18 protein-coding genes are annotated in these 24,193 nt (G+C 57.4%); 4 read left to right on the top strand and 14 right to left on the bottom strand.

The genetic code is table 11. The features are described from left to right. Nucleotides 1-8 precede the first annotated feature (8 nt). The 3 genes from argA to E0L35_RS17350 form a co-directional block, all read right to left on the bottom strand. Nucleotides 9-1,322, bottom strand: coding sequence for an amino-acid N-acetyltransferase (gene argA / locus E0L35_RS17360; RefSeq protein ID WP_022519937.1), 1,314 nt, complete (start codon nt 1,320-1,322; stop codon nt 9-11). A 225-nt stretch (nt 1,323-1,547) separates the two neighbouring features. Continuing rightward, the gene (locus tag E0L35_RS17355) at nt 1,548-2,813 is read right to left on the bottom strand and encodes an inorganic phosphate transporter (protein ID WP_022519938.1); all 1,266 of its coding nucleotides are present in this window, start codon (nt 2,811-2,813) and stop codon (nt 1,548-1,550) included. A 10-nt stretch (nt 2,814-2,823) separates the two neighbouring features. After that, complete coding sequence (locus E0L35_RS17350; protein ID WP_009286796.1) at nt 2,824-3,504, bottom strand: TIGR00153 family protein; 681 nt, start codon at nt 3,502-3,504, stop codon at nt 2,824-2,826. Between the two features lie 137 nt (nt 3,505-3,641). Between E0L35_RS17350 and E0L35_RS17345 the strand changes: the two genes are divergently transcribed. Together E0L35_RS17345 and E0L35_RS17340 are read left to right on the top strand one after the other, a co-directional pair. Beyond that, nucleotides 3,642-4,541 (top strand): CYTH domain-containing protein, encoded by a 900-nt coding sequence (locus E0L35_RS17345; RefSeq protein ID WP_138800956.1) that lies wholly within the window; start codon nt 3,642-3,644, stop codon nt 4,539-4,541. A gap of 43 nt (nt 4,542-4,584) precedes the next feature. Further along, nucleotides 4,585-5,502, top strand: a complete 918-nt coding sequence (locus tag E0L35_RS17340; RefSeq protein WP_022519941.1) for an ion transporter — start codon at nt 4,585-4,587, stop codon at nt 5,500-5,502. A 106-nt stretch (nt 5,503-5,608) separates the two neighbouring features. On the opposite strand, the gene E0L35_RS17335 is transcribed toward E0L35_RS17340, so the two are convergent. The 3 genes from E0L35_RS17335 to E0L35_RS17325 all read right to left on the bottom strand — a co-directional run bounded on the left by E0L35_RS17335 (nt 5,609) and on the right by E0L35_RS17325 (nt 8,205). Beyond that, entirely contained in the window at nt 5,609-6,385 is a 777-nt protein-coding gene (locus tag E0L35_RS17335) for an HAD family acid phosphatase (protein ID WP_022519942.1), read from the bottom strand. 188 nt (nt 6,386-6,573) lie between these two features. Further along, nucleotides 6,574-7,197, bottom strand: coding sequence for an L-threonylcarbamoyladenylate synthase (locus E0L35_RS17330; protein ID WP_138800955.1), 624 nt, complete (start codon nt 7,195-7,197; stop codon nt 6,574-6,576). A gap of 87 nt (nt 7,198-7,284) precedes the next feature. Beyond that, on the bottom strand, nt 7,285-8,205 hold the full coding sequence (locus E0L35_RS17325) for a PHP domain-containing protein (protein WP_138800954.1): 921 nt from the start codon (nt 8,203-8,205) through the stop codon (nt 7,285-7,287). Between the two features lie 144 nt (nt 8,206-8,349). On the opposite strand from E0L35_RS17325, the gene E0L35_RS17320 reads away from it, so the two are divergent. Together E0L35_RS17320 and mnmC are read left to right on the top strand one after the other, a co-directional pair. Further along, nucleotides 8,350-8,649, top strand: a complete 300-nt coding sequence (locus E0L35_RS17320) for a YciI family protein (protein WP_138800953.1) — start codon at nt 8,350-8,352, stop codon at nt 8,647-8,649. Between the two features lie 158 nt (nt 8,650-8,807). Then, entirely contained in the window at nt 8,808-10,814 is a 2,007-nt protein-coding gene (gene mnmC, locus E0L35_RS17315; protein WP_138800952.1) for a bifunctional tRNA (5-methylaminomethyl-2-thiouridine)(34)-methyltransferase MnmD/FAD-dependent 5-carboxymethylaminomethyl-2-thiouridine(34) oxidoreductase MnmC, read from the top strand. A gap of 612 nt (nt 10,815-11,426) precedes the next feature. Here mnmC and E0L35_RS17310 read toward each other — a convergent pair. From E0L35_RS17310 to E0L35_RS17275, 8 genes are all read right to left on the bottom strand, one after another. After that, the gene (locus tag E0L35_RS17310; protein ID WP_138800951.1) at nt 11,427-11,702 is read right to left on the bottom strand and encodes a YheU family protein; all 276 of its coding nucleotides are present in this window, start codon (nt 11,700-11,702) and stop codon (nt 11,427-11,429) included. Beyond that, entirely contained in the window at nt 11,702-13,735 is a 2,034-nt protein-coding gene (gene ligA / locus E0L35_RS17305) for an NAD-dependent DNA ligase LigA (RefSeq protein WP_138800950.1), read from the bottom strand. The genes E0L35_RS17310 and ligA overlap by 1 nt, the downstream gene beginning before the upstream one ends. Before the next feature lie 182 nt (nt 13,736-13,917). Continuing rightward, a complete protein-coding gene (zipA, locus tag E0L35_RS17300) occupies nt 13,918-15,771 on the bottom strand; it encodes a cell division protein ZipA (RefSeq protein ID WP_138800949.1) in 1,854 nt (617 codons plus the stop codon). A 640-nt stretch (nt 15,772-16,411) separates the two neighbouring features. Further along, nucleotides 16,412-19,906 (bottom strand): chromosome segregation protein SMC, encoded by a 3,495-nt coding sequence (gene smc / locus E0L35_RS17295; RefSeq protein ID WP_138800948.1) that lies wholly within the window; start codon nt 19,904-19,906, stop codon nt 16,412-16,414. A 24-nt stretch (nt 19,907-19,930) separates the two neighbouring features. Further along, on the bottom strand, nt 19,931-21,169 hold the full coding sequence (gene ccmI / locus E0L35_RS17290) for a c-type cytochrome biogenesis protein CcmI (RefSeq protein WP_039858736.1): 1,239 nt from the start codon (nt 21,167-21,169) through the stop codon (nt 19,931-19,933). Then, complete coding sequence (locus E0L35_RS17285) at nt 21,166-21,636, bottom strand: cytochrome c-type biogenesis protein (protein WP_039858734.1); 471 nt, start codon at nt 21,634-21,636, stop codon at nt 21,166-21,168. Before E0L35_RS17285 ends, ccmI begins: the two co-directional genes overlap by 4 nt. Continuing rightward, nucleotides 21,627-22,154, bottom strand: a complete 528-nt coding sequence (locus E0L35_RS17280; protein WP_009286789.1) for a DsbE family thiol:disulfide interchange protein — start codon at nt 22,152-22,154, stop codon at nt 21,627-21,629. The genes E0L35_RS17285 and E0L35_RS17280 overlap by 10 nt, the downstream gene beginning before the upstream one ends. After that, on the bottom strand, nt 22,151-24,184 hold the full coding sequence (locus E0L35_RS17275; protein WP_022519954.1) for a heme lyase CcmF/NrfE family subunit: 2,034 nt from the start codon (nt 24,182-24,184) through the stop codon (nt 22,151-22,153). The genes E0L35_RS17280 and E0L35_RS17275 overlap by 4 nt, the downstream gene beginning before the upstream one ends. Nucleotides 24,185-24,193 lie beyond the last annotated feature (9 nt).

Raw genomic sequence — 24,193 nt, 5'->3', positions numbered from 1 at the left:
TAAGCGAATTACGCTAATTGCTTCACCAACACCTTCGATTTACGGGCGTGATTGTAGGTTTCGCGTTTCAGCGGGGGTAGGTCTTCCAGGCTGGCGGCGCGGAAGCCGTGTTCCACAAACCAGTGGGCGGTGTGGGTCGTCAGCACGAAGATTTCAGTTAAGCCGCGCTGGCGGGCGCGGCGCTCCATGGCTTCCACCAGGCGCTCGCCCCGCTCGCCACCGCGGTAGCTGTCGTGCACTGCTACACAGGCGAGTTCGGCAATGCTGGTGTCCGTAAATACATGCAGCGCGGCGCAGCCAATCACCATACCGTCGCGCTCGATCACCATGTAGTCATCGATTTCGTGCTCCAGGCGCTCTCTTGAACGCGCCACCAGCATACCTCGGCGCTCTAGCGGTTCCAGCAGTTCCAGCAAGCCCGCTACATCGTTGAGCGTGGCCGGGCGCAGCTGTTCGTAGCGGTGCTGGGTAATCATGGTGCCCACGCCGTCGCGGGTGAACAACTCACCCAGCAGGGCATCGTGGTTGCGCCAGGAAAGCAGGTGCGTGCGCGCCACGCCTTCCCGTGCGGCAGTGCAGGCGGCCTGTAAGTGGCGGGCTAGCTCGCTACCTGGCACTGCGGCGCTTAAACGCGGCTCGGCCTCCGCCGGGGAAAGCTGGCGCAGCAGCGCGCCCTGCTCATCTTCCAAGCCTTCGGATTCCCCCAGCAAAATCAGCTTGTCGGCTTTCAGCGCCACGGCGGCGTGTTGAGCGACTTCAGAGGCGTCTAAATCGAACACCTCACCGGTACTGGAGAACCCTAGCGGCGGCAGCAGCACCAGCGAGCCTTTTTCCAGCAGGCCTTCAATGGCGCTGGCACGCACCCGGCGCACTTCACCGCTGTGGTCAAAATCCACCCCTTCGCGCACGCCTAATGGCTTGGCGGTCACCAGGTTGCCGGAGATCACGCTCAGTTCCACACCGTGCAGCGGCGTGCTGGGCAGGCCAAGAGAGAGCCGCGCTTCCAGCCATAGCCGCTGGTGGGCAGCTACCTGCTCAACGTGAGCCATCACCGCGCGATCCGCGACCCAGCGGCCATCGATGCGCGTGGGCTCTACGCCAGCGGCGGTTAGCGACTCGTGCACCTGGGGGCGAATGCCGAACACGACGACCAGTCGCACACCCAGGGTATGCAGCAGCGCCAAATCCTGAATCAGTTGCTCCCCTCGGCCAGACGCCATGGCTTCGCCTTCAATTAAGATGACAAAGGTTCGCCCCCGGTGGGCATTGATGTAGGGGGAAGCGTTACGAAACCAATCAACAAAGGGGAAGCGCGTATCCAAGGGCCGCTCTCCGGCAGCAGGTGAAAGAAACAATCTCAAAAACGATCTCAAAAACAATCTCCAGTTACTTTACCAGAGCACGAAAAACAGCGGCACCTTCAAATGCAAATCTGCTCGATCTAATGCAGATAAACATGAAGATGCCGCTGTGATCTTATCGCTCAGATGCTTCTAAAGCCTTTCGAGCCTTGGCGTACTACGTTTACAAGTGCTGTTTATTATTCGTTAACCGAACATGCCCTTGAACATGAAGAAGAACAGAATCGCCAGACCCGCGCCTGCTGGTAGTGTGATCAGCCACGACATGGCAATCGTGCCGATGACCCGTAGGTTCAAAGCCGCCATGCCGCGTGCCAGCCCCACCCCAAGAATCGCGCCGACCAGGGTGTGGGTGGTGGAAATCGGCAGGCCAGTGCCCGAGGCCAGCACCACCGTGGTGGCTGCCGCCAGGGTAGCGGCAAAGCCACGGCTGGGGGTCAGTTCTGTAATACCGGTGCCCACGGTAGCGATGACCTTATGGCCGTAGGTGACCAAGCCCACTACGATACCAGCTCCACCCAATACGAGTACCCACCAGGGCACCAGTGCGGAACCACCAATTTCACCGCCGGTTTGCACCACACTGATCACCGCTGCCAGCGGGCCAACCGCATTCGCCACATCGTTGGAGCCGTGGGCAAAGGCCATGGCACAGGCGGTGAAGATCATCAGCACGCCGAACACACGCTCAACGTTGGCATAGCCGAAGTGGTCGTTGGTATTGTGCTCGAACTTGATACGCCGCTGCATGATCAGGCCAATGCCCATAATCACCAGGCCCAGCAGGATCGACAGCAACAGGCTCTGATTGAAGGTTAGATCCAACCCCACATGAGATAACCCTTTGGTCAGCGTGACCATCGAAACGATGAAGCCCACCAGAAACACATAACCGGGTACGTAGCGTTTGGCGGCCGTGAACGGGTTGGCGTCCTCGAAAATCAGGTGGTGTACCGATTTAAACAGCACGAAACCGATGGTACCTGCCAACAAGGGGGAGACCACCCAACTGGCGGCAATCTTGCCTACCGCACCCCAGTCCACCGTAGCAGGGCCTAGCCCTGCAACCGCAAAGCCTACGATCGCGCCGACAATCGAGTGCGTCGTGGAAACCGGCCAGCCTTTCATGGAGGCCACCAGCAGCCATGTTCCCGCCGCCAGCAGTGCTGCCAGCATGCCGTAGACCAGCAATTGTGGGTCGTCCTGTAGCAGTTCGGGGTCGATAATACCTTTACGGATCGTATTGGTAACTTCGCCACCGGCTAGCCAGGCACCCAGGAATTCAAAAATGACCGCAATCAGGATAGCCTGTTTGATGGTGATCGCTTTCGACCCCACCGAGGTTCCCATGGCATTGGCCACGTCGTTGGCGCCAACGCCCCAGGCCATGAAAAAGCCAAACAAACAGGCCAGGATGATAAAAATTTCACCGTGCTGGGCAATAATCAGCATGAAAGTCCCCTTAGCGGGCAGTCAGGATCTGCAGACGGCTACCCACGCGCTCGGCGCGGTCGGATAGTTCGCCAACCCATTCAATGATCTTGTAGAGAAAGATCACGTCCACTGGCGGTAGCTGGCTCTCAAGCTTGAACAGCTGGCGGCGAATAGTGATCTGTTGGTCGTCGGCTTGGTGTTCGAGGGTGTGCAGCTCACGGATCATCTTCTGCATCACATCCGAGACGTTTTTGCCAAAGCCGGACTCGAGTAGATCCTTGAGCTCTTCTAGCGCTTGACGCGCTTGCGCCACGCAGGCAACGCTGGTTCGAATGTAGTCGCGCATCGGCGCGGCCAGCTCATCCGGCACGCGCATTTTACGCCCCAGCATAATGCCGGTAATGTCACGCACCTTGTTGGCGATCTTGTCCTGTACGCTGATCAGATCAAGCAGATCGGAGCGCGACACCGGAAGAAACATGGTGTTGGGCAGGTTCAACCGCAGCTCTGTTTTCAGCGTATCGGCGTCATGCTCTAGGCGGGTGACGTTTTCGCGCAGCTCAGCCGCTTTGTCCCAGTCATCAACCAGGGTTGCTTCAAAAAACGGCAACAACTGATCGGCACACTCATTCGTCTTGACGATATGGGCCAATAACGGCTGGAATGGCGAGCGGCCAAACATCGAAGAAAAAGGATTGGAGGTAACCATAATGCCTTTTAGCCTGTTTTCGGGGAGCCTGGAAATGGCGGCGCCAGTATAAAGAGTGCGCCTGCCGCCGTCATGAAAAGTTCACAAATGTAATCAAATATTCATTTAAATGTCACGATAACGAGGTGGCTAGCGTCATGAAAAGCCCAAACCCCATGGAAGTGGAACTTAAACTGGCCCTTGCCCCGACAGGGCCTGCGGCGCTGACTCAACACCCGTATCTCGCTTCACACGCCGTGCGTAAACAATCGCTGGTCAATACCTACTTTGATACCCCTCAGGGTGATCTGGCGAAAGCACATATTGCGCTGCGACTTCGCCAGGTAGACGGCCAGGTGCTGCAAACGGTGAAAACCGCTGGCCAAGGTGGTGGCGGGATTTCCCAGCGCGAAGAGTGGGAGTGGCAGATTGCTGGCCCGCAGTTGGATCTCGCTTCAATTGCCAAGCTCCCCCCTTTTCAAGGCGAACTTAGCAGTGTGCTAGATGCCCTCGCCCCCCAACTCAGCACCGATTTCACACGGCGTAGCTGGCAGCTAAAAGAGGGTGGACAAGGCCAGGAGAGTCATGTCGAGCTGGTATTGGATGAAGGCGAAATTATTAGCGGTGGCTACCGCACGCCGATTCGCGAAGCAGAACTCGAATTAAAAGGCGGCGAGCCTGAAGCTCTGTGGGCGCTGGCATTGACCCTTGCTGAACAAGTACCGTTGCGGCCTTCGGATAGCAGCAAGGCGTCCCGTGGTAATGCCCTTAGCACCCAACACTGGCCGCTACCCGAAGCGCACTCTCCGGCGGAGTGGCTGCACCGCGCCACGCTGGCGCTGGACGCCTACCACGACAGCCAACAAGCCAGCTTTTTAAACGATGCCCAGCAGGCGCTGGCCACTCTCGCCGAACATCCCGAACTGGATGCCACCGCACGCGCTTATGCCCAGGCGCTGCCTGGCGCGCTCGATGCGGACGGCCAGCCCAATGCAGCCTACGGTAAAGCGGCGTTAGCGCTCGCCCATCGCTTGGCGTACCAAACCGCGCTACGCTAGCGTTTAACTAGAACGGCATTGAGGCTCACTTCAGGATGATGCGATGAATTTTCACCTAACCCCCGGTGCGGAAGGCCTCCGCACCCGCCTGTTCCATATCATATTTGAGTCTAACACGCCGGGAGCTAAAGCCTTTGACATCGCCCTGATCGTAGCGATTTTGATGAGCGTCGCGGTCATCATGCTGGACAGCATCGAGATTTATGCTGAACGCTACGGAGAACTCTTCTTTTATCTTGAGTGGGCCTTCACGCTATTGTTCAGCATTGAGCTGATCTTGCGCATTTACTGCCTGGAAAAGCCGACACTCTATTTAAGAAGCTTTTATGGCATCGTCGACTTAATCGCGATTTTGCCCATTTGGCTGGTACTACTGGTGCCCGGTGCACATGGTCTGGTGATTGTACGTTTGCTGCGAGTACTGCGCATTTTTCGTATTCTGCGCCTGATGGAGTTTGTCGGCGAGGCGCGTCTTTTAATGGATGCCCTTAAACGCAGCATGCGCCAGATATTGCTGTTTTTTAGCGCCATATTAATGGTGATTACCCTGTTCGCGGCGCTGATGTACACCATCGAATCCTCTGAGGCGGGCTTCACCAGTATTCCGATGTCGATGTACTGGGCCATTGTCAGCATGACCACCGTCGGCTATGGCGACATCGTCCCCGCTACTGCGCTGGGTAAATCGATTACGGTGGTACTCATGCTGCTCGGCTACTCGATCATTGCCGTGCCCACCGGGGTATTTTCCGCTCAGGTGATTCGCTCGATCCGTGAAGAGCGTTACTCCGAAGAAGCCTGCCCCGGCTGCGGTCACGAACGCCATGAAAAACGCGCCCGCTACTGCCTACGCTGCGGCACCTGGCTGGACGAAGACAGCGAAGACCCGCGCAAGAAGGACGACGACAAAACAGATGACGCTCAAGAAAATAGCCACGAGAGTGACGAAGACAAGAACTAAGACAAAAACGCGCCCCAAGACAGCTAAGCTAAATCGTCAAACAAAATAGCCAAATCTGGGGCGCGCAGCGTTTATTTAATGCGGTATGGAGTGGTTATCTAACCGATCACTCCACTTCGTGCGGGGCTTCCCAGGCGTCTAACTCAGCCTCGCTCCAGGCACCGTAAGTAGCGTTGGGGAACACGATCCAATCGTTGCCAAAACGCTCGGCATTCTCTTCAACAAGCGCATGCTGCTGGTCAAGATCCGCGCCCGCGAAGTCACCCGCGAAATCGTGAAGGGAATCACCTAGCTGCATCACCAGGGTGTGGTTATCCACCACTTCCGCGCGGCGTTCCGCCTTGGCAGGCCCCAGCAACATAACGCTCTGTTCAGAGACTTGGGGTAGCTCTAGCGCTTCCAAGGTGGCGATAGTGTCGGCCTCGTTCTCCTGGTAGCGATCAGAGACGTAAAAAATGGCCACGCCCTGCTCATCCGCGTAATCCAGGAACGCTTTGGCACCCGGCATCAAACGCGGTTCGCCTTCACGCTCCCAATGCTTCCATGTGTCCCAGGTGGTGTAGTCGTGGCATGCCTGCATGTCGCGAACCAACAGAGCGCTATTATCCAGCACCGTTTCATCCAGGTCGGTAATGATCGCCAAGTCGTCGCTACCACCATGCGCCTCAATCTGATCCTCAAGCCGGTAGGTGGCGAGGGCAAAACCCTGACGCTGCAGAGCAGCGGCTTCAGCAGACTGCTGTTGATAGCGCAGGCCCATTGCATAAGCTTCCTGGGCACATATTTCTGCGTCATCACTATTTGCATGGCTGGTCAGCGGTAAAGCGGTGAGGCTGGCTAGAGCAGCAAGGGTGCAGAGGCGAGAAGGGAATGGCTTCGTCATTGAATGATCTCCTGGGCTAGGCGATCTCAAAAAGACGAGGCGATTCCTCGCCTTAAAGGATCACAATTTATTATCGAAAAGAACCGTTAGGATCATATTTTATTTTCATTGAACATTCAAATAATGAAAAATAGACAAACTCCCTGCTCATTAAAGCTAAAAGCAGGGATTTGCTCTGAAAAGTGTTTTTAGACGACGAAAGGAGAAATATCGCCGCGCCCTTCACGGATGATTTTCGGCGGCAGTTCGCGCAGGTCGATGACGCTGGTGGGGTCTAAATGGCAGGCGCCGCCGTCGATAATGGCATCCAGGTGGGCGCCAAAACGCTCGCGGATCTCTTCCGGGTCGTTCATGGGCAGGTCATCGCCCACCGGAATCAACGTTACGCTCATCAACGGCTCGCCTAATGCGGCCAGTAACGCGTGGGTAATGCGGTGATCCGGTACGCGCACGCCAATGGAGCGCCGCTTGGGATGCAGTAGCAGGCGCGGCACTTCTGAAGTGGCATCCAGAATATAAGTATAAGGGCCTGGGGTATGGGCTTTCAGCAACCGAAATACATCGTTATCCACCTTGGCGTAGGTGCCAATTTCCGAGAGATCGGAGCACACCAGGGTGAAGTTGTGTTTATCGTCCAGTGAACGTAGCCATTTTATCTTCTCAATGGCTTTCTTCTCACCCAGATGGCAGCCAAGGGCATAGCCCGAATCAGTGGGGTAAGCAACCACACCGCCTTTACGAATGATCTCAATCGACTGATCGATGAGGCGTTTCTGAGGGTTTTCCGGGTGAATCTGAAAATATTGGCTCATTGGTAACTCCTGTCCGTAGGCCCTGCCTATACAGCATAGCCGACTTGGCTTTTAACTGACCGGGCTTTGCAATGACCCGGCTGTGATTTAACCGACCGCCAGCAGGCCGGGTGACGCATCGCGCAGGTGCAGCAGCCGGGGATGCTGCCATATGGGGGGCGCCGCCGTGCGCGGCACCAGGCTCATGCTGCCGGGGGCCGCATGACTGCCGGGGAAGTGAAAATCGCTGCCCATAGAGGCGTAAAGGTCGCGCTCCACTAGCTGACGCGCCAGATCGCGGGTGCTATCCGGGTTCTGCTGGCCGCTGACCAGTTCAACCGCCTGGCCGCCCGCCGCTTGGAAGGTATCCATCAACAGGCCTCGCTTGCGCCGGGTTAAGCCGTGGCGCAGTGGATGGGCAATCACGGCCACACCACCGGAATCGACAATCCAGCTCACGGCTTCGCTGATTTCCGGCCAGTGGGCTTTAACATCGCCCTTTTTGCCGCTGCCCAGATAGCGCTTGAAGGCGCTGGCCCAGTCGGGCACCACGCCTTCCGCTACCAGCGCGCGGGCAAAGTCCGGGCGGCCTAGCGGGCGGTCACTGCCGGCGTGCAGGCGCGCTTTTTCCAGCGCGTTGGATAAACCGACTTTTTCCAGCCTTTCGGCGATCACTGCTGCACGCTGTATCCGAGCTTCACGCTGCTGAATCAGGCCTTCTACCATTGGCCCCTGTATGCCACCGGGCATCAACGCCACCACATGGATATTGACGCCCTGCCAGCGTGTGGATAACTCACAGCCGGGGATAAGACACAGCCCTGCTTGCTCCGCCGCGCGGCCCGCTTCTTCAATGCCGTCCATGGTATCGTGATCGGTGAGCGACATGTGCGTCAGCCCGCGTTCGGCACACAGGGTTACCAGCTCGGTGGGCGTTAACACGCCATCGGAAGCGGTTGAGTGCATGTGCAAATCAACTGGGTAGCGCTGATCGGCATCAAAGGTAGTGGGAAGTCGAGGCATAAGCATGACGCCGTGTGGCCAGTTTGTCAGAATGCGCTTTTCAGCTGTGAATGAACCCTTCGCAATGGGTAAGATATGGTGCGCGCTTATGCCAGTGCGGTCAATTAACGGTCACTTTGCATCCTCGTCTTATCAAGGAGTTAACCCCAAATGCTGTATGCCATTATGAGTGAAGATGTACCCAATAGCTTAGAGCGCCGCTTAGCGGCCCGGCCAGACCACTTGGCACGCCTGGAAGCGCTGCGCGATGAAGGCCGCCTGGTACTGGCTGGCCCTCACCCTGCCATCGACGCTGAAAATCCTGGTGATGCAGGCTTTTCCGGCAGCTTGGTGGTAGCGGAATTCGACAGCTTGGAAGGCGCCAAGGCGTGGGCCGACGCTGACCCATACATTATTGCAGGGGTGTATGCCAAGGTAATTGTTAAGCCGTTCAAGAAAGTTATGCCTTGACGCCAATAGGCAAGTATGGAGGGTTCGTCGGCTTTTTCACAGAGCCTGTGGAAAACTCTGTGCAAACCCGGCGGACGCTTTGCGCTAAGCCAGAGATAACGCCAGCGCTAACAAATTGATCATTTTTTAACCACCTGTTCATCAATACGGATACCTGCGTGACCCAACGTTCAAACGCTTTGCCACCGCTTGCGGCATTAACGACGCCAACCCTTACCTGGAACGAGGGAGCCCCCCACGCAACAGCGTTTGATGACATCTATTTCACCCGTGGCGATGGGCGCGCAGAGACCGAACATGTATTTCTGGGTGCCAACCACCTCCCCGAACGCTTTGCCGCCTGGGAAGCCGCGCGGCCCTTTGTGATTGGCGAAACCGGCTTTGGCACCGGGCTCAATATGCTCTGCGCCTGGGCCTGTTTTGAACAACATGCACCTTCTTCTGCACGATTGCACCTGTTATCCACAGAGAAGTTTCCCCTTGAGCTAGTTGCCCTTGAACAAGCATTAGCTAGCTGGCCCTCGCTGGCGACTTATACACAGGCGCTCTGTGCCCAGTGGCCCGCCGCGGTTAGCGGTATTCACCGCCTGCACTTAACCGATCGCGTCACCCTTGATCTGCATTTCGGCGATACCACTGAGCGCCTGGAGCAGTTGGATGGTCAGGTCGACGCCTGGTTTTTAGACGGCTTTGCGCCGTCTAAAAACCCCGATATGTGGCAGCCTGAATTGTTTAACGCCATGGCCGCCCGTTCACGCCCCGGCGCGACTTTCGCCACTTTTACCTGCGCAGGCATCGTTAAGCGGGGCCTGAAAGCGGCGGGCTTTAACTGGAAGAAAGTGCCGGGCTATGGCCGCAAGCGGGAAATGCTAGCGGGCAGTATCGAAGCTCCACCAGCGGATCACCGCCGCCAGGCCACTCCCTGGTTTATCCCACCGCCTGCGACACCGGCCAAGCACGTTGTGATAGTCGGCGCCGGGTTGGCGGGAAGCAGCGTAGCGGCAGCGCTGGCACGGCGGGGCACTAAGGTGACAGTGGTGGAGCGCGAAGCACCCGGTGCGGGCGGTTCGGGTAATCGCCAGGGCGCTCTATATGTAAAGCTTGCCGCCGAGACCAATCACCAAAGCCGGGTTTATCTTGCTGGGCTGTTGTACAGCCAGCGCTGGTTAACGCAGCAAAACTCCCCCCAAAGCTTATGGCAGCCCTGCGGCGTGGTGCAGTTGGCAAGCAGTGATAAAGAGGCACGCCGCCAGCAGCGTTTTATCGAGCAACACCCGCTGCCACCTGAAGTCGTCACGGGCATGGAGAACCCGGCGTTAACCGAAACGGCGGCAATCACCGTCAGTGCACCTCACGGGCTTTATTATCCACAGGCGGGGTGGGTAAGGCCTAAGGCGCTGTGTGAGTACTTGCTTAGCCAGCCAGGCATTAGCTTGCAGCAAGGCAACGTTCGCTCCCTTACCCAACTAGAAAACGGCTGGCAGCTCAACTTGGCCGATGGCAGTACGTTGGGGGCGGATCAGGTGGTGATTGCCAGCGCGCATTTGGCTAACCGCTTTACGCAAACGGCGGAATTACCGCTACAGTCGGTGCGCGGCCAGATTAGCGAGCTAACGCTACCCAATGAGGTGGCGGGCCCTAAACGCGTCGTCTGTGCTGGCGGCTATGTGGCGCCCGCTTTAGAGGGTGTGCTGACCTTCGGGGCTAGCTTTGTTCCCAACAATGCGACAACTGATGTGACGGATGACGACCATCAGCGCAATATCGATGAGCTGCGCCAGACGCTGCCCGCGTTGGTAAAGGCGTTGGAACAGGCAGGCATTGAGCTGAGCCCTGAGAACCTTAAGGGCCGTGCCGCCGTGCGTGCAGCAAGCCCCGACAAAACCCCTTACGCTGGGCCGGTGCCGGTGGCAGAAGCATGGCGGGCAGACTATTCGCTGCTGAGCAAAGATGCCACCCGCGTGGCGGAAATACCTGGCAGGCACCATCCAGGCCTGTGGATATCCACCGCCCACGGCTCAAGGGGGCTCGCCAGCGCGCCGCTTTGTGCCGAGGTAATCGCCTCACGAATCTGCGATGAACCAATGCCACTGGAAGCGCCGCTGGTCGACCACTTACACCCAGGGCGGCGGATTATTAGTGCAATTATTCGTGGGCAGACTTAATAGACAAGCTTGAGATTGCCGCGTCGCTGCGCTCCTCGCAACGACATTTTTGGGTGGGCGCCTGGCTACAACACTCTCTTGTCATCGCGAACGAAGCGCGGCGATCTCGGATTTGCCTGCCAATGCCAGCAAAGATTGCTTCGTCGCTGCGCTCCTCGCAACGACATATTGGGTGGGCGCCTGACCACAACATTCTTTTGTCATCGCGAGCGAAGCGCGGCGATCTCGGGTTTACCTGCCAATGCCAGCAAAGATTGCTTCGTCGTTTCACTCCTCGCAATGACACATAGGCGTCATTGCGAACGAAGTGAAGCAATCTGGGGTGGGTGCCCCGACAGGCTGAGATTGCTTCGTCGTTTCACTCTCGCCATGACACATTGGCTAGGCGCCTGGCTACAACATTCTTTTGTCATCGCGAGCGAAGCGCGGCGATCTCGGGTTTGCCTGCCAATGCCAGCAAAGATTGCTTCGTCGTTTCACTCCTCGCAATGACACATAGGCGTCATTGCGAACGAAGTGAAGCAATCTGGGGTGGGTGCCCCGACAGGCTGAGATTGCTTCGTCGCTGCGCTCCTCGCAACGACATATTGGGAGGCTCTTCGCAAGATGAGGCTAAATATCGCCCTCTTCTTCGTCGTCGGCGACATCGCGCCCAAACGAGCGCCACTGAGCCAGGGTCATCACTTCGGTCATCTCTAATTCAAGGTCGTGGGCGATAATCAGCTCATTGCGCTCAAGCTGCTTTTTCAGTTCGGCTACCCAGCCGTGTATGCCCTCGCCCGTGGTATCAGTGGTGTCGTAGCCCTGGCGGGTCACAAACGCCTCTAGCAGGGCATTGAGGGTGTCCGGCGGCAGCATTCGGGCGGGTACTTCAATAAAACGGCTCATTAACGCTGCTCCCACTCAGCCAAACGTTCGATAAAGGTGGCTTCGTCCACGACTTCCACGCCCATCTGTTCAGCTTTGGTAAGTTTACTGCCCGCCGCTTCGCCTGCGACCAGGCAGGTAGTCTTCTTCGATACACTACCCGCCACCTTAGCACCCAACGCCTGCAAGCGTGCTTTGCCCTCATCGCGGGTCATACTCTCCAATGAGCCGGTGAGCACCCAGGTCTGGCCTTCCAGCGGCGTAGGGCCTTGGGTGACTTCCGCCTCCTGCCAGGTAATGCCCGCATCAATCAGCGCGGCAATGGTTTCCTGGTTGTGCGGTTGGCGGAAAAAAGTATGCACATGAGCGGCGACAATCGGGCCGACATCGTTGACCGCTTCCAGCGCTTCCAACTCAGCGGCTTGAATGGCCTCAAGGGTACCAAAGTGGTTGGCGAGATTGGCCGCCGTCGCCTCGCCTACTTCACGAATGCCTAAGGCGTAAATAAACCGCGCCAGCGTAGTCGATTTAGCGGTTTCAAGCGCGTTGACCAAGTTGGTGGCTGATTTCTCGCCCATACGCGGCAGGCTTTGAAGCTGTTCGACAGACAAGTGAAACAGCGCCGCCGGCGTTTCTACCCAGCCCAAATCAACTAACTGCACGATCAACTTTTCGCCCAAGCCGTCAATATCCAGCGCTTTACGACTGGCGAAATGCTTGAGCGCTTCTTTACGCTGCGCCGCACAGTAAAGGCCACCCGAACAACGAGCTACCGCTTCGCCTTCAATACGCTCGATATCCGAACCGCACACCGGGCAATGTTCGGGAAAAATGATCTCCCTTGCATCCGCTGGTCGCAGCTCGGTATGCACGCTCACGACTTGAGGAATCACATCGCCGGCCCGGCGAATCGACACCGTATCGCCGATCATGACATCCAAGCGTTTGATCTCATCAGCGTTGTGCAGCGTCGCGTTAGACACCGTCACACCCGCCACGGTGACTGGTTCAAGACGCGCCACGGGGGTAATGGCGCCGGTACGGCCAACCTGGAACTCCACATCGTTAAGCGTGGTGACCTCTTCCTGAGCCGGATACTTGAACGCCACCGCCCAGCGCGGCGCGCGGGCAACAAAGCCAAGTTCGCGCTGGTGGCGCAGGTCGTTCACCTTGATCACCACACCGTCGATATCGAAACCTAAATCATCTCGCCTTTCGCCTAACTGGTCACAGTAATCGGCAACGGCCTGAGGGCCTTTGACCACCTTCAATTCTGAACTGGCGCGAAAGCCTAACGTGGACAAACGCTGCATTAATTCGCTGTGCGCAGTATCCCCTAAGTCTGGCTCCAAGCGCGCAGCCTGATAAGCATGAAACTCTAGCGGGCGCTTTGCCGTGATGCGTGGATCCAACTGGCGCAGGCTGCCTGCCGCCGCGTTGCGGGGGTTGGCAAAGACCTTGCTGCCCTCTTCCCGGGCACGCTCGTTCAGCGCCTCAAAGCCCGCATGGCGCATAATGACCTCACCCCGTACTTCTAACAGCGCAGGCACGTTTTTACCCATCAGCTTGAGCGGTACCGAGCGCAGCGTGCGCAGATTAGAGGTAATGCCTTCGCCGGTGCGGCCATCGCCGCGGGTCGCACCGCTCACCAACATGCCCTGCTCATAGACTAGCGAGACGGCCGCGCCATCCAACTTTGGCTCGCAGGTAAATTCAAGGTCGTCTGCCGTGCATTCGAGGCGTTCGGCCACCCGTTCAGCAAAGGCGAGGATATCGTCACGGCTAAAGGCGTTATCCAGCGACAGCATGGGGATAGCGTGGGCCACCGATGGAAAGCCATCCGCAGGGGCAGCGCCCACACGCTGAGTGGGTGAATCGGGAGTGACCAACTCCGGATGCTCAGCCTCCAACTGCTGTAAACGCTGAAATTTACGATCATAGTCGGCATCCGTCAGCGTCGGTTCATCCAGCACGTAATAACGGTAGTTGGCCTCGTCCAGGGCGGCCCGCAGTTGGTTAATCTCTTCCAGAGATTGAGAATCAGACTGACTCATTGGGGTGGGTTCCAGTACTAGCTAAAATCGGCAGCGAAAACGCAAAAGCTAAATTTCAAAAGCTAAATTTCAAAAACATAAAAAATGACAAAACAACAGCGTATTGAACAGAAACACCCGCCTCCTGGCAAGAAGGCGGGTGTTTCACAGCAAGTGCTGCTTCGTCGGTTAGTAGGCGACGATTAGCGGGCTTGCAGTTGACGATGCAGGCGATGGCGGCGCTCAAACTCACGCACCCGCTGGCGGGCAAATTCGATCGTTTGTGCGGTCATCACGCTGCGGTTTTCGTCTTTTAGCTCGCCGCCCATATGGCGAACCACCACCATGGCGGTTTCTACCATCGCCTCAAAGGCAGCGGCACTATCGATGGCGCCAGGTAGCGGCATCAACAGCGTGATACCGGGCGTCATAAACTCACCCATCTCTTCAATGGGGAAAGTACCCGGTTTAACCACATTCACCATCGAGAACTGAAGCTCACTAGCATCGCTCTCGGTTTCAAAGCGGTGGAAAACACCCATTTCACTGCTGTAGCGCAAACCGCACACCATCATCAGCTCAAGTAGTTTGGTGCCATCGAAGCCTTCTGGATCACGGGACAGAACGCTAATCACCACGACTTCTTCGGCATTGGACAGCGTCTCTTTAGCGTGTTCACCGTTCACATCATGGCGCAGAGCTTTTTCTAACGTTGGGTGTACGCGGACTCGCTCGTTCATCCCACGCTCGCCGGCCGTTTGGCCGTCATAAGCGTCTGCCTCGAAGCTTTCTTCAAAACCTTCTTCGTGGGCTGCATACTCATGGCTTGCGTAGCGACGCGCCTCTTCATCGGCAGCATGCTGCTGGGCGGCTAGCCTTTCGGCGGCAGCCGCTTCTTCACGAGCTTGGGCCTGCTCTTGAGCAAGGCGGGCACGCTCTGCGTCAGCGGCTTCTTTGGCTTCACGCTTCTGCTCTGCTTCCAGCGCTTTGCGCTCGGCCTTCTGTTGGGCCAAGGCTTGATCACGCACCGCTTTCTCAGCTTTTTTGCGCTGCTTCTCTTTACGCCGCGCAATCAAACGACGCTTAAGCGAGCGCCCCATGCCTTCAAAGTCGACCAGGCGATACTCATCAACTTCGTCATCATCCAACTCGTCGTATTCGCCCGCTGTATCAGAACGCAACTGACGCCGTTTCGGCGAATGTTCATTGGCGTGTTTAGCAAATACGGCATCTTCTGGCTCAGCCCGCAGCACAGGCTCCTGGGTGTGCTCTGGCTCCTGCTGAGTGCGAGGCTGTGCCGCCATTTCGCTGTCTGTTTCAGTGGCAGCTGTGTCACTGGCGGTGAACGAGATAGCATCTGAAGCAGCAGGTTGAGACGCTTCAACGTTCTCTTCTGCCACCGGAGAGCTAGGCGTTGCAGCAGAAGACGCAGGCTGCTCAATTTGTGGTTCCGGCTGCGAAGGTGCTGTCGCCTTGACCTGCGGCCTCTCGGTTTGAGGAGAGCCAGCTTGAGGAGAACCAGCTTGAGGAGAACCCGTTTGTGCAGAGTCAGTCATTGAGATACTGGGCTCGCGGCGCTCATGTTCAGTGGGCGCATTGTGGGCAGCATAACTAGCAGAAGACGTCGCCGCAGAAGTGACTGGCGGCTCTGTCTTAACGGCTACGCTTGGTGCTGGCTTAGCAACTGATGCTGCTTTATCGAGTTTATCTGCCTTATCAGCTTTGCGCTTGGCGGCTTTAGCAGAGGCGGAACGTCTAAACTCTGAAAGCACTCTAGAAGGCCCAGGATGCTCTTGACGTTCTAACTTTGGTTTATTACCTAAGCCACTATAGTCTGCGGGTTTAACAACTCGAGCACCGCCATTTGGAAGTTCCCAATTGATCTCCGCAGCTTTAGCAGCCTCCTCGGGATCATCTAGCGAACTCCCGGATAGGTCTTTCTCCGCCTGATCCAGACGGGGTACACGACGCTGCCGTTGAAGTCTTCGCACACCGTCAATAACGATGAGCGATACCAACGCCAGCCCTAAAATGATTAGCCACTCTCTTAGTTCCATGTCGAACGTTCCATGGTCGTCTTGCCGGTTGCTAAGGCACGGTGTCTAAAATGTCATGCCTGAATATAGGTAACGGCTATTGAATAATTACCTGCTATCAATAAAGCCAAGCATAGCGCGATTACTACCAAAAGGGCCAATTTTTGCTGCATTTAACGCGATTTTCACGCCATGGCAGAATTCTGCCTCTCTTTAGGCCAGAGAAATCTGACCTTAACTTCAAACAAAAGTGCCGCAATCATTAGATCTAACATCTATAAATAGCTTTATAAAGGAATCCGAGAAGCAAGAAAAGCCGTTTTGACAACCGACACACCCGCCATTGCGTATTGCCTCTATAAGCCGTTTAACCATCTCAAGCGCGCTATTAGTAGGGTTAATATAGTTAAGAAGAACGCTTTAGGACATTTTTTTACGCATTTTTCCAACAAAAAGTTTATCTACTTGGCGTTTGCCGCTTCAGCTTTGCTCACTCTACTATCGCCAATAGTGCTTTCGCTAACTCTGCTTTCGACAATAGCCTCCTTGGAAAAACGCTCTCAACAGAAGTGCTCTTCCAAGAACTCTGCTGCTTAGTCTTCGTTCTCCCAGGTCTCAATCAGAATGCTTTCACTGCTGCTTGGTAGGATAGGGAGTTAGTTTAATCGACCAGCGCCGCCGCTTCTTCAATACCCACCGAGACTAACCGCGATACGCCGGGCTCTTGCATGGTGACACCCATCAAGCGCTCGGCGGCTTCCATGGCAATCTTGTTGTGGGTGATGTAGATAAACTGAACGTTTTCAGACATCTCTTTCACCAGCCTGGCGTAACGGCCCACGTTGGCGTCATCCAAGGGGGCATCGACTTCATCCAGCATACAGAACGGCGCGGGGTTAAGCTGAAAGATCGCAAATACCAGCGACAGCGCAGTCAGCGCCTTCTCGCCGCCCGAGAGCAGATGAATGGTGCTGTTCTTCTTACCCGGCGGGCGGGCCATAATCGCCACGCCGGTTTCCAACAGATCATCGCCGGTTAGCGTTAGCCATGCAGCACCGCCGCCGAATACGCGAGGGAAAAGGGTTTGTAGCCCAGTGTTCACCTGATCAAAGGTTTCGCGGAAACGCACACGGGTTTCTTGATCGATACGCTTAATCGCCCTTTCGAGGGTTTCCAGCGCTTCGGTCAGCTCAGCATGCTGCGCTTCCAGATAATTTCGCCGCTCGGCCTGCTGGTCGTACTCCTCAATGGCAGCGAGGTTGATCGCCCCCAAGCGGCGAATTTTATCCGTGGTGCTTTCCAGGCGTTCCTGCCAACGGGTTTCCGTCGCTTCCTGGGGTAACTGTTCGGCAAGAGTCTCGACGTTATGACCAAGCTCAGCTAACTGCTCATCCTGGGTGGTGGCTTTAAGCGCCAGCGCCTGCACGTCCATGCGCCGCTGCTGGAGCTGCTCGCGGCTCTGTTCCAGGTTGCGCTCGTGCTGCTGGCGGGCAAGTTCATCGTTACGCAGCTGTTCTGCCAGTGCCTGAGCCTGCTGACGAGTGGCGTTTAAGCGCCCTTCCTGCTGCTCGCGCTGATGAAGCAGCTCTTCAAGCTCTTCACCGGCCAGCTCGTCGGGTTCGATCAGCATTTCCCGTGACTCTTCCAGCTCGGCAATCCGCAGCGAGAGCCGCTCTTCAGAGTCACTTGAACGCGCCTGCTGTGAGCGCAGACTATCGCGCTCGGCACTCAAGCGTTCACGCTCCAGCGCCAGCGCCTGCTGCTGCGCTTTGAGCGGGGCGTGCTGCTGGGTCAACTGGTCACGCGCTTCACGCTGCCGGTTGCGCTGTTCGGCGCTGGTTTCCCGCGCTTGCGCCGCGCTTTCCAACTGTTCCATCGCCACATGCCAGCGGGCACGCTGCTCGTCGATGGTAAGCGCCAACTCCGCCTCATCTTCTTGCAGCTGGGCAAGCTCTTCATCGAGTTCAGTGGCGCGACTCTCCAGATGTTCCAAGCGCTGGGCCAGGCTGCGCTCTTTTACCGCCAGCTGTTGCAGGGTGGCGGCGTGGGCGCGCTCCTGTTCGGCCTGCTGTTCACGGGCCTGTTCCAGGGTTTCAATGGTTTCACTGGCCGCTTCACACTGCGCTTCTGCCAGCGCCAGCGCTTCTTCTTCGCTTTCGCGCTGGGCGGTCAGTTCGGCGTAGCGGCGGCGCGTTAATAGCAGCCCGTCGATACCTTCGCCGTTGGCCTGCTGGTTCAGCCAGCCGCGGCCCAGCCAAACGCCATCCTGGCTTACCACGCTTTCGCCAGGTGCGAGGTGCGCTACCTGCGCCTCCGCTTGTTCTGCCGTTTGCGTATAGTGAATGCTCGCTAACCATTCACCCAACGCACCGGCGCCTTTGACCAAGCTGTCTAATCGCTGGCCAGAGGTTGAGGCGGCGGGTGGTGTTTGATCAATCAGCCGCCACTCCGTGGCTAAGGCTTCAGGTAAAGCGGCCAGTTGGTGGCGGTTCACCAGGCGGGCATTGAGCCAAGGCGCGAGCAGCCAGGACACCAGCGTTTCCCAGCCGGGCTCAACCTGCAGTGCTTCGCCCAGTTGAGGGGCATCCGCTAAACCATACGCTTCTAAGGTCGTGCCAATAGCAGGATCGTGATCCACCAGGGCGGCATCAATCAACGCTTGAAGTGAGGCTAACTCCCCCTGGCGCTGACTGAGTTCAGCGCGCTGATTGTCCCGCGTCTGAGTGGCCTGCTGGTAGGCTGCTTTAGCATCGCCGTAGCGCTGCTGCCATTGATCCCGCTGGGTTTGAAAACCTTCCGACTGCTCCTCGGCCTCGGTCAACTGCGCCTGGCACACAGCGTGCTCTTCACGCAGCGCGGTGAGATCGGCTACCTCGCTGCGCTGCTGACGGCGGCGCTGATTTTCCGCCTGTAAGCGCTGAATACGCTGTTCAAGGTCGCGCAACTGATCCTGGCTGCGATCCGCATCGCGGCTGGCATCCCGCCAGCGGGTTTCGGCATCGGCCCACTGCTGCTCGGCGGCTTCCAGCGCGGGAGACGCGTCGGACAACGCCTGCTCCAGGCTTTCGAGCTGCTCCTCCAGCGCTTCGTGTTCGGGGAGTAAATCTTCAAAGCGCTCGTCAATGGCGGCTAAACGCTCCTGATCGCCTTCACTAACGCGGCGCTGCTCGTCCAATTCGCGCCGAGCCGTGGCGATGTCGCTGGCCAGTTGGGTTTCACGGCTACGCCGGTGGGCCTGATCCTGTTCTAAACGGGCGATGCGCGTAGTGGTTTCAAAGAACTGCTGCTGATGGCGATCGAGCACCTCAGAAAGTTCGTCGTGCTGCTCCCGGGCCTGCTCCAGGCGGGTTTCGCACTGGCGGACACCGAAGACATCTTTTTCTACCGCTATTTCCAATTCGCGAACGCGGCTCTCTTGATGCGATTGCTCGGCACGCAGGGCGCGCCCGCGCAGCAGCGCCAGCTCGCCCTTGAGCCGATACTCCTGTTCCTTGAGATCCTGATAGCGCTTGGCGGCTTCGGCCTGACGTTTGAGGCGCTCTAGCTGTTTATCCAGCTCTTCGCGAATATCGTCCAGACGCTCCAGGTTCTCCTGGGTTCGCCGCATGCGGTTTTCGGTTTCCCGGCGGCGCTCTTTGTACTTGGAGATACCCGCGGCCTCTTCAAGCGTTGAGCGCAGATCGTCGGGGCGGGCTTCGATCAGCCGCGAGATCATCCCCTGGCCGATAATCGCGTAGGAGCGCGGCCCCAGACCGGTACCCATAAACAGGTCGGCGATATCGCGCCGACGGCATTTCTGGCCGTTAAAGAAGTAGTTGGATTGTCCGTCGCGGGTGACTAGACGCTTAACGGCAATTTCCGCGTACTGAGCGTAAACGCCGCCCATGCTGCCATCGCGGTTGTCGAACTTGAGTTCTATGGACGCTTGGCTGATTGGTTTACGGCCGGTGGAGCCGTTAAAGATAACGTCGGCCATGGATTCGCCGCGCAGGGTTTTGGCGGATGACTCCCCCATTACCCAGCGCACGGCGTCAATAATATTGGATTTACCGCAGCCGTTGGGGCCTACGATGGCGGTCATATTGCCATCAAAGGGCACCGTGACGGGATCCACAAAGGACTTAAACCCGACTAAGCGAATCGACGTTAAGCGCATACCGAAGCGGCGTTCCTGTTGCGATTATTCAAAGACACGGTTAATCACCACTTCGGCCGCTTCGTCGTCTTCAATTGGCCCGATGCTGACGCTCTCAAGGTCACCAAACAGATCCCCGGGCTGGGGCGCTGCTTGGCCAGAAGGAGAAACACGCACCACTAAACGGGCTTCCTGTACCTGGGATATTTGCGCCTGGGGAGACATCGCGACACTGTTATCTAGCGTCACGGTCATAGGCAGCTCGGATACCTGTGCCCGCACCACGGCCAGGGGCGGTAACTCGCCCTCAATATCGCGGGCGGTAATAAAGACGCTGGCATCGCCATCCACACGCCCGACGAGCTCTTCATCCAGCGAGACACGCACACGAATGCCGGTGCCCTCGGTGACGGCTTCTTCGGGTTCAATACCCAATCGCTCCTGAGCCACGCGAATGCCGTCGCGTAGCGAGGACACAGTGTTGGGATCCTCGATATTGGCAATCGCCCGGCGCCAGTGGTCAATAGCCTGCTCGTAATCGCCGTTGTCGAAGGCATTAATGCCCAGCAAGCCCAGCACGGTGGGCTGGCGGGGATCCTGCTCCAACGTCTCGTCGACCAACGCTTGTACTTCGTCGGTAAGCTCGCGCTCAGCCATAAAGAAACGAATTTGCGCCAACTGCGCAAGCAGCGGTGGAATGCGCCCTTCAATCTCGATCAGGCGCTCCAGGGCGTCCACAGCCTTAGGCATTTGTCCGGTTTCACGGTAGAGCGGAAACAGCTCGCTCCACACATTGGGATTATCCGGCTGGCGTTCGGCCTGCTCCTCCATGCGCTCGATATACATGGCAAGCGATCCATCAGGGTCGTTCTGCACTTCTTGCTGCACGGCCAGTAGCACCAGGTCGCCCTCAGCGCCCTTTTGCTGATACCAAATAACGCTAACAGCGACCACAGCGAGCATCACCACAGGCACGACAATACGGCCGGCGCTGGCAGCCTTTAGCGGCCGACGCTCGCGAAAAGCAGTGTCTTCCAGCAGGCTGCGCTCGAGTTCCAGCCGGTCTTCCTCAAAGCGTGCGGCATCTATGTCGCCGCGTTCAAGAGCCGCTTCCAGTGACGCCAAGCGGCGCTTGAAAATCGCCACGTTCTGCTCGGCGGAAGTGTCGTTGGCTTCAAAATCGCGCTGCTGGTCATGCAGGGCACGCGCGTTTCTTAGCGGCGAAACCAGCAGCCACAGCGCGGGGAGCAGTAGAATGGCAATGGCTATCCAGAGCAGCGTCATGAAGACCCCTTACGGTTAGTCAGCGCGTCTATGCGCTGGCGTTCTTCGGCGCTCAACGCTTTAGCAGAGGCGTTACGGCGGGCGCGAATCATCAGCACAACCACCATTGCACCTAGCAACACCAGGGCGATGGGCAAGCCCCAAAGCAGGTAGGTACGGCTCTCTAAACGCGGGTTGTAGAGAATATATTCACCAAACCGCTGCACCATATGGTTGATAATTTCGATATCCGACTGCCCGTCTTGCAACAGTTGATAAACCCGCTCACGCATATCTGCCGAAATGGGTGCATCGGAATCGTTTATGGCTTGGTTTTCACACAGTGGGCAGCGCATGGAGGCGGTTAAATCGTGATAGCGCTTCTCCATGACCGGGTCGTCAAATTCGCGCAGTTCGATACCACCTGCCGCTGCACCAAACGCTATGACCAGCAGTAGTAGCGCTGCCATGGTTCGCATTAGCGCCATTTTTCCACCTCCGGAAGAATTCGCTCGCGCACGTCTTGCGGTGATACGTAGCCTTTATGGTGATAGCGAATGACCCCGTCGGCATCGACCAGGAATGTCTCCGGGGCGCCGTAGACGCCAAGATCAAACCCTAGCTCGCCTTCCGGATCAAAAATATTAACTTCAAACGGATCGCCAAATTCGCTGAGAAACTGCATGCCTTTCTCGCGGGTATCGCGGTAGTTGACCCCGACCATGCGAATGTCGTTATCAGCCAGTTCCAGCAGTTGCGGCATCTCCTGCTTACAGGCCGGACACCACTCGCCCCACACATTCACCAGCGTCACTTCACCCTCTAACAGCGTTTGGTCAACGCGGCGATTCTCATCACGCAGCGTGCTTGCTTCAAAGGTCGGGAAATCCCGCGCCATCAGCGCTGAATCCCGCTGGGAGGGGTCCAGCGAGAGGCCTTGGTAAAAGAACAGCGCCAGGGCTAAAAAACACACCGGCAACAGTAATAGCAGTAGCCGTCGCTTCATGCCGTGGCCTCCCGTGCGCCATTTTGAGTACTGTTCTGAGTACTATCATCCTGGCTAGCCACTTTGGGCGCTTCACGGGTGGATGCGGTACGGCGGTAGCGCTTGTCGAGCACCGCCAATACACCGCCAAACGCCATTAGCAGTGCGCCCAGCCAGAGCCAACGGACGAACGGCTTATACTGCACCCGCATTGCCCAACTGCCATCGCCCAGGTTCTCACCCATGGCGACATAGAGGTCGCGGAACAGCCCTGGGCGCAGGGCCACTTGCGTCATCGGCATACCGGTGGCCAGGTAGAGACGCTTTTCGGGCCGCATGGTAAAGCTGCTGCCTGAGTCGCCGCGCTGCACTTGTAGAATCGAGGTATCCGCCAGGAAGTTAGCGCCACGACGCTCGGTTAACTCGGTCATGGTGAACTGATAGCCCGCGACTTCGACCGTGGTGCCCGGCGACATGCGCACGTTGCGCTCAATGTTGTAGTTGGACACTACCGTCACGCCGACGATAGTGACCGCAACACCTACGTGCCCCAGCACCATGCCCCAATAAGCCAGGGAGAGCTTACGAACACCGGCCAAAAACGAACTGGCGTGGCGGGTTTTATCGAATACATCGCGCACCATCGGCAGCACAATCCAGAGTGCAGAGACAATGCCCAGGGAGACAAACAGGTTCCACTCGCCACGGTACAGCAGCGGCATTAATATGCCGATCACCAATGCGGCCACACCTGCTAACCACAGTTTACGAATCAGATCCCGTGCCGCCATGCTCTTCCAGCGCGTTACCGAGCCAAGCCCCATAAAGATACACATCAACACGGTAAGCGGCACAAACAGGGTATTAAAGTAAGGCGGGCCCACGCTGATTTTCCCCAGCCCCAGAGAATCCAGAATCAGCGGATAGACGGTACCCAGTAGCACGGTGACGGTCATAATCACCAGAAAGATATTATTAACCAGCAGCAGCGCATCCCGGGAGAGCCAGTTAAACCCCACCTTATGACTTACCCGCGGAGCGCGCAGGGCAAACACCAGCAGCGACAGCGTTACCGTAATGGCCAGCAGCATCAGGATAAAGAAACCGCGGGCCGGGTCGTTGGCAAACGCATGCACCGAGGTCAGCACCCCAGAGCGCACCAGGAAAGTGCCCATTAGCGACAGCGAGAAGGTCGAGATCGCCAACAGCACGGTCCAGCTTTTAAACGAGCCGCGCTTCTCGGTGACCGCGAGTGAGTGAACCAGTGCGGTTCCCGTCAGCCAGGGCAGCAGTGAAGCGTTTTCGACCGGATCCCAGAACCACCAGCCACCCCAGCCAAGCTCGTAATAGGCCCACCAACTGCCTAACGCGATACCCACGGTCAGGAATGCCCAGGCCAGATTCGTCCAGGGCCTTGCCCAGCGGGTCCAGGCCGCGTCTAAACGCCCGCCCATCAGCGCTGCAATGGCAAATGCAAAGACCACGGAAAAGCCCACATAGCCCATGTAGAGCATCGGCGGATGCACTACTAGCCCGAAGTCTTGCAACAGCGGGTTAAGGTCGGCGCCATCCTGGGGCATACCGGGCAGTAGCCGCTCGAAGGGGTTCGATGTCATCAGAATAAACAGTAAGAAGCCGACGCAAACCATACCCATCACGCCCATTACTCGCGCGACCATATCCCGCGGCAGGTTGCCGGTAAACAGGCTGGCCGCACACCCCCAGCCCGCGAGCATAAAGCTCCACAGCAGCACCGACCCTTCATGGTTGCCCCACACCGCGCTGAACTTGTAGTACCAGGGCAGCAGCGAGTTGGAGTTGTTGGCCACGTTCGCCACGCTAAAATCGTCCAGCATATAGCTGGCGGTCAAACAGGCGTAGGCAATGGCAATAAACACAAACTGCCCCACCGCCATGGGCTGACCATAGGCCATCCACAGCGGGCGACGGGTGGCGGCACCGGCCAGCGGCATCACGGCCTGCACCGCCGCCATCAGCAACGCGATAATGAGGGCAAAGTGGCCAATTTCAGGAATCATTTTGATAAACATGTGCGCTCC

Origin of the sequence: Halomonas sp. ATBC28 (genome assembly GCF_005937175.1) — a bacterium.
Lineage (GTDB): Bacteria > Pseudomonadota > Gammaproteobacteria > Pseudomonadales > Halomonadaceae > Vreelandella > Vreelandella titanicae.
Note: the sequence above shows the minus strand (reverse complement) of the source record. Positions and strands in the feature narration are given on the sequence as shown.